Genomic DNA, 14095 nt, shown 5'->3' with positions numbered 1-14095 from the left:
CAGGCGCCGGGGCAGCAGATCGGGCGCTTGTCTGGCGTGCGCCGAGCACCCCTCGTGTGGCGTCCGAACAGGCTCGGCGCGGAGGCCATCGCGGCGCGTGCTCGTCCTTCCTGCTCCGGTCGCGGCGTGCTACGCTCCGAGCCATGCTCGCGCTGAAAGCCAGCGTGCGAAACGGCCGTCTCGTGCTCGACGAACCCACGGAGCTGCCCGAGGGCGCCGTGGTGGATCTGGTTGCGGTTGGGGCGGACGTGCTCGACGATCTCGACGGCGAGGAACGCGAAGCCCTCGATGAGGCGCTCGCTGAGGGGATCGCGCAGGACGAGGTGGGCGACACGGTCGATGCCGACGAGGTGCTCGCGTACCTCCGCGCTCGTGTGCCGTGACTTCGGTTCGTTTTGCGCGGCGAGCCTTCCGTGAGCTCGATCGTATCGAGGCGTGGTGCCGAGCCAATCGGCCGGCGTTATGGCCTTTGTTCGTCTCCGAGCTCACGCGAGCAGTTCGCCTCCTTCGGGTTGCTCCCGAGCTTGGTCCCGAGTACCAGACCGATCGCGCCCGTGGCGTCCGACGACTGCTGCTCGAAAAGACACAGTTTTGCGCATATTACCGGTACCACCCAGCGAAGTCGCTCGTCGTTGTGTTGTCGGTATGGAGCACGCACCGGCGGCGGCCTCCGTCTCTTCGTTGAGGCTCGAGCGAACGCGCGCCGGAGCAGGCGCGATGCGCCGGCTGCCGTGCTCCTGCTCCGGCGGGCACGATGGGTGGATGCGCCCGTGCGTCAGGAGCGGGCTCGACCGATTCTTCTCGAACGTCCCGCTGCGCGGCCGCTGCACGCCCTCCGTCGCGCTCCGCTCAGGTTCTCCTGTACGTGGATCCGTGCCTCGCGCGCACATCTGGCGCGCCCCGAGGCCGCTTGGTAAGGTATCTCATGCAGCCTGTGCCGGCCCATGACGAGACGGTGTGCTGCTCCAGCCCGGCGCGCTCTCCTGGCCAGCGCGCCGGCGCGTGCAGCGGCGTGATGCAGCTGGCGGAGGCGCTGCCGTGAACCTCGGCGCGCTCCGCCGCCTCGGCCGGGACCCGAAGGAGCTCGCCTGGCCGCCGTTCTCGTGGCTCTCGTCGGGCCGGGCGCCTCGTTGTCTCGTGGTGTTCGCGCACCAGGACGACGAGACCATCGGGCTCGGCGCGCGCATCGGCCGGCTCGATCCGATCGAGGTGGTGCACCTGACCGACGGCGCGCCGCGCGATCCGCGCTTCATGCCCGCGGAGCTCGCCGGCGCCGGTCGAGAGCGCTACGCGGCGATCCGGCGCGAGGAGGTCGCCCGCGCGCTCGCCGTGGCCCACGTGCCCGAGGCGCGGCTCCGGTGCCTCGGCGCGGTCGACCAGGAGGCCATCGAGGAGGCGCCGAGCCTCACCCGGAAGCTCCTCGACCTGATCGTGAGGACCCGGCCCGAGGTGGTGATCACCCATCCGTACGAGGGCGGCCACCCCGATCACGACGCGGCGGCGCTCGCCGTGCACGCCGCGGCCGCGCTCGCGGTGGTCAACGGCGGCGCCGCGCCGCTGATCTTCGAGGCGGCCTCGTACCACGCCGCCCGCGGCCACTTCGTCGCCGGGGAGTTCATCCCGTACCCCGGCGTCCCCGAGATCGCCCTCCGGCTCTCGCCCGAGGAGGCGGCGCGGAAACGCGCGATGCTGGGCTGCTTCGTCAGCCAGAAGGAGACGCTCGCCCCGTTCGGGGCCGAGGTCGAGCGCTTCCGGCCCGCGCCCCCGTACGACTTCCGGCGGCCGCCGCACGAGGGCACGCTCAACTACGAGCGGATCGGCTTCCCGATCGACGGCGCACGCTGGCGCAAGCTCGCGATGAAGTCGCTGACGCTGCTCGGCCTCGGGCGAGAGCGATGCGTCTGACGGTCCTGCACGTCGGTTATCCGCTCGCGCCCGTGGGCCCCGATGCGGTCGGGGGCGCCGAGCAGGTGCTCTCGATGCTCGACGAGGCGCTCTCGCGCGGCGGCCACCGGTCGATCGTGGTCGCCCCGGAGGGCTCCTCCTGCGCGGGGACACTCGTCGCCACGCCGGCGCCGCCGCCGGGCGCGGTGCTCGACGACGCGGCCAAGGAGCAGGCGTGGCGCCACCATCGGAGCGCCATCGCCCGGGCGCTGGATCGGTATCCGGTCGACCTCGTCCACCTGCACGGCGTCGATTTCGACCGTTACCTGCCCGCTCCCGGCGTGCCTGCGCTCATCACGCTCCACCTCCCGCCGAGCTTCTATTCGCCCTCCGTCTTCCGGCTCGACCGGCCTGACACCTTCCTTCATTGCGTCTCCGCGACGCAGCGGCGCGCGTGCCCGCCGGGGGTCCCGCTCCTGCCCGAGATCCCGAACGGCGTCCGGCTGGAGCATTACCGGCCGCGGCGCCACAAGCGCGGTTATGCGATCGCGCTCGGCCGGATCTGCCCGGAGAAGGGGTATCACGTGGCGGCGGAGGCCTCGCTCCGCGCCGGCGTGCCGCTGCTCGTGGCCGGGCAGGCGTTCGGCTACGCCGAGCACACGCGGTACCTCGAGGAGGTCCTCCTGCCGCTCCTGCGCGGCGCCGGGCCCCCGCGGCGTTTCCTCGGCCCGGTGGGCCTCGCCCGCAAGCGCCGGCTGCTCGCCGCAGCCCGGTGCCTGCTTGTCCCCAGCCTGGTCCAGGAGACCAGCTCGCTCGTCGCCATGGAGGCGCTGGCCTCCGGGACACCCGTGATCGCGCTCCGCGGCGCCGGCGCGCTGCCCGAGATCGTGGAGCACGGCCGGACAGGCTTCCTGGTCGACGGCGCCGAGGGCATGGCGGAGGCGATGGCCGTCGTGGATCGGCTCGATCCAGCGGAGTGCCGCCGCGCGGCCGAGGAGCGGTTCTCGGCGGAGCGGACGGCGGCGGCGTACATCGAGACGTACCGGCGGATCCTCCGCGAGCGGTGACTGTGGGGACCCCGGGGACAACCCCCGGGACCACCCGACCGTGTGTCCACGCACCTCCCGTGGTTCCGCCGCTCGAATCGCGTGGAGAGCTCAGTTTCCCAGCGAACACAAGCCCCGTGGCACGCAAACGGAAGCAGACCGAAGCAGACCGAGTTTGCCAGAGGAGGGTTCGCAGCTCGAATGACGGGCTTGACCGTGGTTCACGGTTGGGTGCACCATCGACGTTCAAGGGCAGAACGCCCGATGTGAAGAGCGCGAGCGGCAGCTCGAAGATCGCGTGATCGAGCCGCTCCGGCGCGGCTCGGGGGCGGGCGTCGTCGAGGCAGGCCTCGTCGACACGCGGGGGTTACTGGTGTGTCTGACCGTCGAGCGGCGCGCCGTGAGCTTCGCTCCTTCGAGGAGCCCTGTGCGTCGAGCGAGGCTTTTCGCTGCTGCAGGATGAGGTCCATGTGAGCTCAAACGACGAACTCCCCCAGAACTCCAAGTCCAAGCCTCCGGCGCCCATCCTGTGCGCGGGAGCCCTCTTCGAGCCGACGCTCCCGGCCGCGTGGGCGCCCACGCTCCACCTGCTCGCCGACATCGAGGAGCTGCAGGACGAGGCGAAGGGCAGCCGCGAGCAGCGGGAGGCGAGGGGGCGCGACCTCCACGACCGGCTGATGCGCGGCATCGACGCCCTGAGCGAGCCGGTCCCGGACGAGCTCCACGCGGCGAGCGCGTCCTTCCGGACCTGGTTCACCGAGGCGGTGCTGCTCTGGCTCCGGTTCGCCGGCAGCAGCTCGGCGCCGCTCGTCGATACGGTCGCGTCGCGCCCGCTCCTCGATTTCCCGCTGGATCTGCCGGAGGGCAGCGAGGGGATCCCGCTCGTCCGGCGAGCGCTGCGCGAGGCGCTCGAATGGGAGGAGGCGGAGCTCGGGCGGATCGAGCGCGCGATGGATCACCTGACCTCCAACCTCACGCTGAAGCACAGGATCACGAAGGCGCTCGCCGCGGAGCTCGCCGCGAAGGGCGGCGCGTCGCCCGCCGCGTGCGCCGAGCTCATGTGCGGCATCTACGGCCCGGTGCCGTGGCGTCCGGGCGACGTGGATCTGCTCATGACCTCCACGGCGATCTTCTTCTGCCTCCGCGCCTCGGCGCCGGCGGCCGGCTCGCCCGGCGCGGAAGGCTCCGGCGAGGCGCCGCGGCTCGAGGTGCCCGGCTGGGACGAGCGGCCGGAGGAGGAGCGGCGCGCCATCGCCGCCTTCATTGCCCGGTGCGACGCCACGAACACCGCGGAGACGGCGCGTTTCCCCGCGTTCGGCTACTTCGACCGCGCGGCCATCGATCCGGCGCTCGCGCGCTCCCTCGCGGAGACGGCCTCGGTCCCGCCGGAGGTCGTCACCCAGACGCTCGCCACGATGGTGATGGTCCTCCGCACGCCGGAGGTGGAAGACTTCGTGGTCCATGACGCCTGGGGCCACGTGTGGCAGGAGGCGCTGGCCGAGTTCGAGTGGGAGTATGCGGTGCTGCCGCGGATCGAGGAGCCCCTCGCGCTGGACACCACGTTTCCCGGCGGCCAGGGGCCCGGCATCGCCTCGGCCTTCGTCGAGCGCGGGGGCCGCACCGAGCTCGACGAGGCCGCGCTGCGCCGCTTCGCCGAGGTCGACCTGAGGGCGCGAATCCAGGTGGCCACGAGCAACGGCCTCGCCGAGATGCTCGCCGACTTCGCGGAGAGCAAGTACGCCTGGCACAGGCCCGCCCTGAAGCTGCCGGACGTGTCGCTCCTGCCCATCACCGGGCTCAAGCTCGATTTGACCGTGGGGGATGTCCGCCGCCAGGTCGCCCGCTGGGCGGCGCCGTACCGCGCGCTGGCCGAGGACGCGGGGGCGCGCGCCCGCCTCGTCGACGCGCTCTCGCCGCGCGTTCCGGCCGCGGGGCTGAAGGAGGCGGTGGATCGGGCGGGCGCGCTGCTGTGGCGCGAGCTCGCGCCGGCGTTCGACGACACGCTGCGGCCGGTCGACGCCGGGGGCGGCGCGATCCGCTCGAGCGCATGCCGCCGCATCGTGCTCCAGCTCGCGCTGGTGGCCACCGTGCTCGAGCGGGCGCTCGCCGCGTCGGGCGCGGGCGGGCCGCGGACCGAGCCCGCCTGGCGCGACCCGGCGTCGTGCGTGGACCTGCTCTTGATGACGATAGCCCGGTTCTACGAGCAAGATCGACAGAGGAACTTCTGGCACCTCGATCAGATCTCCGCGACCGGGTTCGTGGAGGCCTGCGGCCGGCTCCGGGCCGCCCTGTCGAAGCCCGGATCTCCGTGACCCTGTGCCCGATGCGCGCTCCTCTTCGGGGACACGCGCTCCGCTTCGGGAAACTCGATGTCGACCCAGTACGATGATGTCGCCGAGCAGTACAAGAAGGCCAAGCGCCTCGCCGTGTCGGACGTGATCGAGGACACGCTGCTCGGCCGCCTCGGCGCCGTGACCGGGATGTCTGTTCTCGATCTCGCGTGCGGGGAGGGCTTCAACACCCGCGGCAGATGGGCCGCGGGTCCCGCGAAGTTCCTCAAGTACGGCTTCGGGTTCGAGGCGCCCTCGCCGCTCGGAGACGGCGACCAGGTGCGGCTTGTGGTCCAGGTCGACGACCGGTCCTGGATCCACATCGCGATGCGGAGCTTCTCCCGGGAGACGTACACGTGGGCGCTCACGGCCGCCGGGTTCAGGGACGTGGCGTGGCACGGGCCGGTCCTGCCGCCCGAGATCGAGGCGAGAGACGGCGAGGCGTTCTGGGGCGCGCTGCTCGAGGATCCGCCCATCGTCCTGATCGAGTGCTGGAAGTAGCCCACCGTCCCGGCTGCGCGCGCCCCGGTCTCAGCGCGCCGCGAAACCCTCGCCGCCGCCCGGCGTAAGCCGATCGTGGCTCGTCATGAGCGGCGCTTCTCTGTACTCTCCCAGGTCAGCTCCCGCCCTGGAGACGTATCTCGTGACCTCCCCATCCGACTGCGAGGTGGTGACCGCGCTGCGGAGCGGCGACGAGGCCGTCTTCCTCGCGCTGGTCGAGCGCCACCACGCCTCGATGGTCCGCCTCGCGCGCGGGTACGTGCCGAGCGACGCCGTGGCCGAGGAGGTGGCGCAGGAGGCGTGGATGGCGATGCTCGCGGGCCTCCCGCGGTTCGAGGGGCGGGCCTCGCTCGCCTCGTGGCTCTTCAGCATCGTCGTCAACCGGGCCAGGACGCGGAGCCAGCGGGAGCGGCGGTTCGTCCCGCTCTCGTCCCTCGCGACCGGGGAGGGGGAGGAGGCCACGGTGGACCCGGACCGCTTCTTCGGCGAGGGCCACCGCTGGGCGGGCCACTGGTCGGCCCCGCCGGAGCGCTGGGCGGACGATCGGCTGCTCGCCGGCGAGACGCTCGACGTCGTGCGCCGCGCCATCGACGCCTTGCCGGAGGGCCAGCGCGAGGTGATCACGCTGCGCGACATCGAGGAGCTGAGCGCGGCCGAGGTGTGCGCCGCGCTCGGCCTGACCGAGGCCAACCAGCGCGTGCTCCTGCACCGCGCGCGCGCCCGGGTGCGCCGCGCGGTCGAGGAGCACATGAACGGCACGGAGCGAGCGACATGAACGTGGCCATCCCCGCGGACCTGGATTGCGACGAGCTGGTCGAGGTGGTCACGGACTACCTCGAAGGCGCGCTCTCTCCCGAGGAGCGCACGCGCTTCGAGCACCACCTCGTGTACTGCCCGCCGTGCGCGACGTACCTCCGCCAGGTCCGCGACACCCGGCGGCTCGTGGCCGAGCTGCGCTCCCCCGGGCCGACCGAGGCGAAATCCGCGCTCCTCGCCGCCTTCCGCGCCTGCCAGCGCGGCCCGATCGGACCGGGGGAGCCGACGTGATCGCCCTCAAGTTCCTGGCCGCCGGCGGGGTCAGCCCGTTCCTCGGGTATCCCTGGCCGGCGCCTGGAGCGAGCGGCCCGGGGCCGTGGGTCGAGGCGCCGGACGACGACCCGACGCACGGGGTTCACGCCTGCCGCACCGCCGATCTGCCGTACTGGCTGGGCGAGGAGCTCTGGCGCATCGAGCTCGACGGCCCGGTGCTGGAGCTGCCGACGCAGCTCGTGGCCCGCAGGGCGCGGCTGATCGAGCGGGTCGGGGGCTGGACGAGGGAGCTCGCGCTGGCGCTCGGCGCCGAGAACGCGTGGCGCGTGCGCGATCGCGCGGCCGACACGCTGGAGGCCGAGGGGCTCCTCGGCGAGGCGGCGGCGCTGCGCGGGTGTGCTGATCTGGAGAGCCTGTGGCGGGACGGGATCGCGCTCGGCGGCGCGCGGAGGAGCCACCCTGGAAAGGGGCCTTTGCTGGCCGAGCTCGCCGCGGACGCGGCGCAGAACGCGCTCGCGGGCACGATCGCGAGCGGCCTCTACAACGCGGTCAAGGCGGCGGAGCTGGTCCACGCCTCGGCCGGGGAGGGCGTCGCGCTCGAGCGGCGCTGGCAGGCGCGCTGGATGGCGGAGCGGCTCGGGATCTAGCTCCGCCCGCCCGAAGTCCGGCCAGGGATGGCGGAACCGATAGGACCCGCAGCTTCATCGCCGTCTTCCTGATGGCCCTGCCGCTCGCCCTCGTGGAATCGCTCGGCTGGTTCACGCCGATCGCCGCGCTCTTCGTCGCGTATCCCATCCTGGCGGTCGAACAGATCATGGCCTCAGACCCATTCCACCCTGGCCCACGATCGCCGTCAGCGCTCCTCGAACACGTACTCGTGCTGTGCGTCGCGGAGCACGAGCGTGCGCTTCGGCCCGGCGCCGACCACGAACTCGAGCCCGACGAGGCCGGGGACGATCGTCAGGAACGAGATCGAGCCGTCGGGGTTCTTGCGCGATCCGACCTCGCTCTTCCATTCGCCGAAATCGAACAGATGACCGCGCCGACGCCGTGCTCGGGCAGCCACAGCATGTCGCTGTGGTAACCGATCATGTCGCCGCCGTGGTGCACGACGGGCACGCCGTAGGTGCGGTCGACCGTCAGCCCCATCCCGTACGTCGCGTCGTTGCCGATCGCGATCTGCGGCGCCCGCCGCGCGAGCAGCGCGTCCTTGGAGATGTACTGCGCGCCGCTCGGGAGCTTGCCCTCGGCGAGCTCCATCATCACGTACTTGAGCATGTCGTTGACCGTGCTCCACCCGCCGCCCGCCGGGCGCACCGGGATGATCGAGGTGTTGACGGCGTTGATCGCGAGCGCCGGCTTGCCGTCGACGTCGGGCGCGTGCGCGACCGCGGAGTTGCCGCCATTTCACGGCGAGGTGCGGGTTGTGTGGACCCTGGCCGCGCGCCGCGCGGACGTCCGTCCTGGATGAGCTCGAATCCTGCGATTGCCCTGACGGTGCGCGGCCGCTCATGGGAGCGTCCGACATCCAGGCCGAGTCGCCGCTTCCCGGGCGCGCGGCGCGCAGCGCGCTCCTCAACGCAGCAGTCCATGGCGTAAGCGCGTCGGACGGCGCCCTGCGAAGCCAGAAGAGCCTAAGAAGGCGGACGATGACGCCGCTCCGAAACGCAAGCCTGCGGGATCGCCTGCTTGTCGTCTTCAGCGACATCGAAATGGGCGCCGAGGGCGCGTTCGACGATTTCGGTGAGCTACGGAACGTTCGGCCTGGCGCCCGTGGCGCTCTCAAGGGCATCGTCCGGTGCCGGGGCAGGCGGTCCAGGCGATGTGGGAGGGGACGCCGCTGTTGTAACTGGGGCGCAGCTGCCCGTCAAAACGCTCGGTAGAGCCTTCTGGCGCCGCCGCGCCTCCGCGCCGCCCACGATTCGCGCCAGCCAGGCGCAGAGATCCGATCTCTCGCGTTCACGGGAGGCGGAGGCGCGTCTGCGGCGGGAAAACGAGGCGCTCCAAGGCGAGATCACGCGTCTTCGGGCAGCCGTGGCCGCTTTGCTTGGTGGAAGCGAGCGCTGAACGCGCGGGCGAGCAGGCGCGTCTCGCGGACGCGGCCGTGGGTGTCGAGCGCCGCGATCCAGAGCTCCTCGTGGACCAGGGAGGCGAGAGGTGCCAACGGCATCCGTGGTCAGCTCCGTCTCCGTTCGTCGAGCGTGGCGCGGAGCACCTGTAGCATGACCTGATCCTTGGGTCGGGTGAGCTTCTCCTTGATTACGATGAGCCGTTCGAGCGTGATGACACGTAGTGGAATTCCACCGAGATCCAGCTCCTCGCTGTCGGCCAAGAGTTCCTCGTACGATGTCCCTTCCTCGATTGTGCCCAGGAGGTCCAGCGTTCCCATGTTGGTCGCCAGCAGCTGGTGCTCAGTGGAGGCCAGATGAGAGGCCGTTGGTGAAAGCCTCCTCTTGAGATCTATCCGGTAGACGGCATCGAGCTCACGCAGCGCACCGAGCAGCCGTTCGATATTGTCCGGCGTGCGAGCGTGTACGACGTCCAGATCGAACGTGTTGACGGGGGCTCCCTGGATCACGGCGGCGACGCCACCGACGACAATGAAGTCGACTCGATGCCGGGCGAGCACCCCGAGGAGCTCAGCGATCTTCGTCGGAGCGGACATGCGGTTCTCGCGCACGCCTGCTCTCACGGGCGAGCGTGACGAAGTCGATGTGGGCCTGGAGGGTGGCGACCCGATCTGCTGGCGTGAGGCTCAGCATCCAGCGGATGAGCGTGAGGTCGACGCCGTCCTCATTGTAGACCGGAGGTGCCGCTTCAGGATCGACCATCTTGGGTGGAGCGTATCACGCACGGATGCGACGGACGAGCCCCGCGCATCGCGGCGGGCTGTGCCGCACGCCATCCAGGCATGCGGCGCCAGGCGTATCGCCGGCCGTCATTGCGCGATCTGCCCGGTGTTGTGAGCAGAGACTTCTGCGATGGCCATCCACCAGGCCGGACCAGAGGAGGCGGGGGCGCCCTCCGCAAGCCTGAGCCGCCGCTGCCGGAGGCCTGCGGAGCTGCCAGCCGGGGCGGTGCGCTGGGGCTGGCGGCCGGATGCGCGGTGCCGCAGCGCCCCTCGGAGGGGCGCTGCGCGTGGCGAGGGCAACCTCGTGGACGGCGGCGTAGCGGCCGCTGGGCGTGACGATGACGTGGGCCTTGAGCGGGACGTGCAGCTCCTCGGAGAGGTGGCGCAGCTCCAGGGTCATCGCTTCGTCCTCGCGGGTCGGCGTCGGGTCGCCGCTCGGGTGGTTATGGGCCAGCACGAAGCTGTGGGCGGCCATGTCCAGCGCCGTGCGCGGGACGGTGGAGCGGCCGACGTGGAGGCCGTCGTCGATGCCGCGGGCGAGCAGGCGCGTCTCGCGGACGCGGCCGTGGGTGTCGAGCGCCGCGATCCAGAGCTCCTCGTGGACCAGGGAGGCGAGCCTCGGGCCGAAGTACCGCGCCACGCGGGCGGCGTCGGTGAGGAGCGCGCCCCGGCGCGCGCGGGCGGCGTGGTAGCGGCGGCCGAGCTCGAAGGCGGCGGCGAGCCGGGTCGCGTCGATGAGGGCGATCTGGGTGCGCTCGGCCAGCGCCGCGGGCGAGAGGCGGCCGAGCGAGGGGAGAGCGGCCGTGCCGAGCAGGCGCGGACCGACGCCGGGCAGGCCGAGCACCATCTCGAGCAGGGCGGCCTCGGTCGCGGTCGGCAGCTCGGCCGCCGTCTCGGCGGGGGCGTCGACGGGGGCGCGGCTCATCGGGCTCATCGGGGCCACCTCCGAGAGCGGGTGAGGGCGCGGGCGAAGAGGCGGCGCGCGAGGCGCAGGCGGGTGGCGACCGTGGGGCGCGGGAGCGAGAGGGAGGCGGCGATCTCGAGCGAGGAAAGGCCGGTGGCGGCGAGCGACAGGATACGTGCACCACCGCGCCCGTCGCGATGGTGCCGAACCTGTGCTGAAGGTGGGCCGGGCCATGCTCCGGGGTTGACCGCGCAGGCTTCGACGATGGCCGTTCCAGCATGCAATGATGGTCGACCCATCACTCCATGCTGGAACGGCCATCATCGACCTTGAACCCGCCAGGGGGATTCCATGGCCCCCGAACGACGACGAAGAAGGGATCGAGCCCCGCCACGAGGTCGAGCAGCACCAGGCCGGCCAGGCCGCCGAGCCCCCGCGAGGTGGCCGACATGCTGGGCGTGACGATCTCACCGCTCAAGCCCGAGCGGATAGCGCGGCTGCACAAGGAGTTGCCTGTTTATGCGGATATCCTGGACGACGTGGCGGCGCTGCTCGCCGAGGACGCGGCCGCGCTCGTTCCGCCTGTTCAATGCATCTGCAACCGATCCTCGACTTCCTTCTTAGCTGCGGGGATGGCATCCTGCCGGGCATGACCGTCGAGCAGATCGTCGCCGCCATCCGTGCCCTCCCTGTCCCCGATCGGCTTCGCGTGATCGAGCTCGTCGCACACGAGGCGGCGAGCGACGTCCCCGCTGCAGAGCAGCCAGCTCGCCGCGGGGGCGTCACCTTGACAGAGCGGCATGGCCTTCTGCTTGTCGACGCTGACACCACCATGCCGGCCGAAGTGTTCGACCATCGCCCCGATCGCGACGCACGGGCGGACCGGATCCAGGGAGGCTCGTGAAGATCGCGTTCGATACGAGCGTGCTCGTCGCCGGACTTCACCGGGCGCATCCGCACCACGGTCGCGCCGTCGTCTGGATCGATGCGGTGGCCGAGGGACGGGTGAGCGGCCTGGCCACCTGGCACGCCCTCGCGGAGCTCTGGTCCGTGCTCACGCGCCTGCCGAAGCCGGCGCGAGCGAGCCCGGAGCAGGCGTTGCAAGTCGTCCGTCGGGTCCGGAGTGTGTACGACGTCCGCCCTGTGGATCCGGCCGTGTACGAGGAGGCACTACAGCGGTGCACCGATCGTTTGCTCTCTTCCGGCGTCCTCTTCGATGCCCTGCACCTCGTGGCTGCCGAGCATGCCGGCGCGGATGCGCTCGTGACGTTCAACGGCTCGGACTTCCTCCGGCTTACCGCTCCGACCTCGCCGCGCATCGTGATCCCTCCAGATCCCCCCGAGGTCACTCTTTGACCCCCTGACAGGGCTTCGTCCGGCGTGAGCTCTGTCCGCGCGACCGCGCCTTTCTGCCAGACGATCCGCTCGACGTGCGCGTGGATGCGCCGCTCGTGGTGAGAGGCGACCGGTCCTCGGCAACGAGGCGGAGTGACCCGACTGAGGTTGGGGTGACCAGGCCACGGGCCAGTGGCTCCACGTAGTCCAGCTCATCGTGCGGCTGCCGGAGCTCGCGGCGGGCGCGATGTGTGGGAGGCTGGCTGCTGGATGCGCAGGGGCGCAGCGCGCCGGCGGCGGGGCGCTGCGCGTGGCGAGGGCCTACTCGTGGATGGCGGCGTAGCGGCCGCTGGGCGTGACGATGACGTGGGCCTTGAGCGGGACGTGCAGCTCCTCGGAGAGGTGGCGCAGCTCCAGGGTCATCGCTTCGTCGTCGCGGGTCGGCGTCGGGTCGCCGCTGGGGTGGTTATGGGCCAGGACGAAGCTGTGGGCGGCCATGTCCAGCGCCGTGCGCAGGACGGTGGAGCGGCCGACGTAGAGGCCGTCGTCGATGCCGCGGGCGAGCAGGCGCGTCTCGCGGACGCGACCGTGGGTGTCGAGCGCGGCGATCCAGAGCTCCTCGTGGACCAGGGAGGCGAGCCTCGGGCCGAAGTACCGCGCCACGCGGGCGGCGTCGGTGAGGAGCGCTCCGCGGCGCGCGCGGGCGGCGTGGGTGCGGCGGCCGAGCTCGAAGGCGGCGGCGAGCCGGGTCGCGTCGACGAGGGCGATCTGGGTGCGCTCGGCCAGCGCCGCGGGCGAGAGGCGGCCGAGGGAGGGGAGAGCGGCCGTGCCGAGCAGGCGCGGGCCGACGCCGGGCAGGCCGAGCACCATCTCGAGGAGGGCGGCCTCGGTCGCGGTCGGCAGCTCGGCCGCCGTCTCGGAGGGGGCGTCGACGGGGGCGCGGCGCATCGGGCTCATCGGGGCCACCTCCGAATGCGGGTGAGGGCGCGGGCGAAGAGGCGGCGCGCGAGGCGCAGGCGGGTGGCGACCGCGGGGCGCGGGAGCGAGCAGGGGAGGCCATCAAATCTCAGATCGATGACTGGCCGGGCCGTTGCGGGACCACTTTCTCGGCTCGGATAGGCTTCGAGGGCCTGTTCGCGCCGTGGTCTGCGGTGGAGCCCACGTGCGCCTGTGCTGGTGTCCTTGACAAGAAGGGGCAGCCGTCGGATACGCTATCTTTTCACGATGCATGGAGGCGGCACGACACGGCGGGGGCGCAGGTCAAAGCGCTCCACGTGGAGGCGGCGGTCAGCGGCCCTGATGACTGATGACGCCGCGAGGGCCGCGGTCAACGATGTGGGTACAGGCCGTCGTGAACCGCACATCCTTGTGACCGAACACGATCTGAATCGTCCGGATATGGGTTCCCGCCTGGAGCAGCTGTGTCGCGAACCTGTGGAGGAGCATGTGGCATGCCTCCGCCTGGCGAGCCCCTCCGCGTGTCCGGCAGGAGCTGGGGCGCAGATCGTGAATAGTAGCACCCTGTAGTCCCGAGGAGGGTCATGGAAGAACGTACCAAGTCCCGAGGACGGAAGACGCGCGCCGCGGAGCGCTCACTGGACTCGAACTCCTCGGAAGCGGCTGCGCCTGCTCCGACGAAAAAGCAAACCGGCCAGGTCGAGACCGTTGGCGAATTGCTCTATTGGTCGTACGCCTGTCACGGGGCCGCGTGCGCCGCTGCGGAGGCTGGGCTCGCGCGCTACGACACTCGCTGTTGGATGATCCGCGCAAAGCTGTTCAAGGGGCTTCGCACGGGCACCATGAAGGTCGGTTCGCTCTTCGCCGATGTTCGCGACATGCCGAGTGATCGTTGCGTATACTGCGGCGTCACGCCGCCGCCAAAGCTCCATGGTGACCATCTGATCCCTAGGCATCGAGGTGGTCTCGAATCAGGCGACAATTTGGTCTGGGCGTGCCGCTCCTGCAACAGCAGCAAGAATGCACGAGACCTGCTCGAGTGGTACGCGTCCAAGGAGAAATTTCCTCCATTGCTCTTGTTGCGCCGATACCTGAAGCTCGCGATGGCGGAGGCAGAGGCACGTCAAATCATGGGCACGAAGCTCGTGGACAGGCCATCGGTGACGTTCTCGATTGAGCACGTCCCCATAAAATATCCTCAGCCCAGCGAATTCGGCCCGCCCTCCAAGGCCGGCGTGATGTGATCGCAGGTCAGGGG

General features: G+C 71.2%; 20 protein-coding genes and 1 pseudogene. 12 read left to right on the top strand and 9 right to left on the bottom strand.

Going from position 1 to position 14095, the window contains the following annotated elements; translation table 11 throughout:
• Positions 1-143 precede the first annotated feature (143 nt).
• From WMF43_RS38550 to WMF43_RS38510, 9 genes are all read left to right on the top strand, one after another.
• The gene (locus WMF43_RS38550; protein ID WP_437672616.1) at positions 144-383 is read left to right on the top strand and encodes a hypothetical protein; all 240 of its coding nucleotides are present in this window, start codon (positions 144-146) and stop codon (positions 381-383) included.
• Entirely contained in the window at positions 380-685 is a 306-nt protein-coding gene (locus WMF43_RS38545) for a type II toxin-antitoxin system RelE/ParE family toxin (RefSeq protein WP_437672615.1), read from the top strand. The genes WMF43_RS38550 and WMF43_RS38545 overlap by 4 nt, the downstream gene beginning before the upstream one ends.
• A gap of 353 nt (positions 686-1038) precedes the next feature.
• The gene (locus WMF43_RS38540) at positions 1039-1905 is read left to right on the top strand and encodes a PIG-L deacetylase family protein (protein ID WP_437672613.1); all 867 of its coding nucleotides are present in this window, start codon (positions 1039-1041) and stop codon (positions 1903-1905) included.
• Positions 1896-2951 (top strand): glycosyltransferase family 4 protein, encoded by a 1056-nt coding sequence (locus tag WMF43_RS38535; RefSeq protein ID WP_437672611.1) that lies wholly within the window; start codon positions 1896-1898, stop codon positions 2949-2951. The genes WMF43_RS38540 and WMF43_RS38535 overlap by 10 nt, the downstream gene beginning before the upstream one ends.
• A 449-nt stretch (positions 2952-3400) precedes the next feature.
• Positions 3401-5242, top strand: a complete 1842-nt coding sequence (locus WMF43_RS38530) for a hypothetical protein (protein WP_437672609.1) — start codon at positions 3401-3403, stop codon at positions 5240-5242.
• Positions 5243-5299: 57 nt separating this feature from the next.
• Positions 5300-5761: a hypothetical protein gene (locus tag WMF43_RS38525; protein WP_437672607.1), complete on the top strand. Its 462-nt coding sequence runs from the start codon at positions 5300-5302 to the stop codon at positions 5759-5761.
• Positions 5762-5903: 142 nt separating this feature from the next.
• Entirely contained in the window at positions 5904-6536 is a 633-nt protein-coding gene (locus tag WMF43_RS38520; protein ID WP_437672605.1) for an RNA polymerase sigma factor, read from the top strand.
• A complete protein-coding gene (locus WMF43_RS38515) occupies positions 6533-6808 on the top strand; it encodes an anti-sigma factor family protein (protein WP_437672603.1) in 276 nt (91 codons plus the stop codon). Before WMF43_RS38520 ends, WMF43_RS38515 begins: the two co-directional genes overlap by 4 nt.
• Complete coding sequence (locus tag WMF43_RS38510; RefSeq protein WP_437672601.1) at positions 6805-7437, top strand: hypothetical protein; 633 nt, start codon at positions 6805-6807, stop codon at positions 7435-7437. Before WMF43_RS38515 ends, WMF43_RS38510 begins: the two co-directional genes overlap by 4 nt.
• Positions 7438-7750: 313 nt before the next feature.
• On the opposite strand, the gene WMF43_RS38505 is transcribed toward WMF43_RS38510, so the two are convergent.
• On the bottom strand, positions 7751-8116 hold the full coding sequence (locus WMF43_RS38505) for a serine hydrolase (protein ID WP_437684180.1): 366 nt from the start codon (positions 8114-8116) through the stop codon (positions 7751-7753).
• Here WMF43_RS38505 and WMF43_RS38500 point away from each other — a divergent pair.
• On the top strand, positions 8061-8261 hold the full coding sequence (locus WMF43_RS38500; protein ID WP_437672599.1) for a hypothetical protein: 201 nt from the start codon (positions 8061-8063) through the stop codon (positions 8259-8261). The two genes, WMF43_RS38505 and WMF43_RS38500, sit on opposite strands and share 56 nt — an antisense overlap.
• Positions 8262-8804: 543 nt before the next feature.
• Here the strand turns inward: WMF43_RS38500 and WMF43_RS38495 are convergent.
• The 6 genes and pseudogenes from WMF43_RS38495 to WMF43_RS38470 all read right to left on the bottom strand — a co-directional run bounded on the left by WMF43_RS38495 (position 8805) and on the right by WMF43_RS38470 (position 11401).
• Positions 8805-8960, bottom strand: a complete 156-nt coding sequence (locus WMF43_RS38495) for a hypothetical protein (protein WP_437672597.1) — start codon at positions 8958-8960, stop codon at positions 8805-8807.
• Positions 8961-8966: 6 nt separating this feature from the next.
• Positions 8967-9455, bottom strand: coding sequence for a nucleotidyltransferase (locus tag WMF43_RS38490; protein ID WP_437672595.1), 489 nt, complete (start codon positions 9453-9455; stop codon positions 8967-8969).
• Entirely contained in the window at positions 9430-9621 is a 192-nt protein-coding gene (locus WMF43_RS38485; protein WP_437672593.1) for a hypothetical protein, read from the bottom strand. Before WMF43_RS38485 ends, WMF43_RS38490 begins: the two co-directional genes overlap by 26 nt.
• Positions 9622-9942: 321 nt before the next feature.
• Positions 9943-10566, bottom strand: a pseudogene (locus WMF43_RS38480) (JAB domain-containing protein); the annotation flags it as partial.
• Positions 10567-10843: 277 nt separating this feature from the next.
• Positions 10844-11023 (bottom strand): hypothetical protein, encoded by a 180-nt coding sequence (locus WMF43_RS38475; RefSeq protein ID WP_437672591.1) that lies wholly within the window; start codon positions 11021-11023, stop codon positions 10844-10846.
• A gap of 108 nt (positions 11024-11131) precedes the next feature.
• On the bottom strand, positions 11132-11401 hold the full coding sequence (locus WMF43_RS38470) for a hypothetical protein (protein ID WP_437672590.1): 270 nt from the start codon (positions 11399-11401) through the stop codon (positions 11132-11134).
• A 44-nt stretch (positions 11402-11445) separates the two neighbouring features.
• Between WMF43_RS38470 and WMF43_RS38465 the strand changes: the two genes are divergently transcribed.
• A complete protein-coding gene (locus tag WMF43_RS38465; RefSeq protein WP_437672588.1) occupies positions 11446-11901 on the top strand; it encodes a type II toxin-antitoxin system VapC family toxin in 456 nt (151 codons plus the stop codon).
• A gap of 300 nt (positions 11902-12201) precedes the next feature.
• On the opposite strand, the gene WMF43_RS38460 is transcribed toward WMF43_RS38465, so the two are convergent.
• Together WMF43_RS38460 and WMF43_RS38455 are read right to left on the bottom strand one after the other, a co-directional pair.
• Positions 12202-12828, bottom strand: a complete 627-nt coding sequence (locus WMF43_RS38460; RefSeq protein ID WP_437684178.1) for a JAB domain-containing protein — start codon at positions 12826-12828, stop codon at positions 12202-12204.
• Between the two features lie 339 nt (positions 12829-13167).
• A complete protein-coding gene (locus WMF43_RS38455) occupies positions 13168-13326 on the bottom strand; it encodes a hypothetical protein (RefSeq protein WP_437672586.1) in 159 nt (52 codons plus the stop codon).
• A 95-nt stretch (positions 13327-13421) separates the two neighbouring features.
• Here WMF43_RS38455 and WMF43_RS38450 point away from each other — a divergent pair, with 95 nt between their 5' ends.
• The gene (locus tag WMF43_RS38450; protein ID WP_437672584.1) at positions 13422-14081 is read left to right on the top strand and encodes an HNH endonuclease; all 660 of its coding nucleotides are present in this window, start codon (positions 13422-13424) and stop codon (positions 14079-14081) included.
• Positions 14082-14095 lie beyond the last annotated feature (14 nt).

This window comes from Sorangium sp. So ce131, assembly GCF_051519095.1.
Lineage (GTDB): Bacteria > Myxococcota_A > Polyangia > Polyangiales > Polyangiaceae > Sorangium.
The sequence above is the reverse complement of the archived record's forward strand: the minus strand, read 5'-3'. Positions and strand labels throughout refer to the sequence as shown.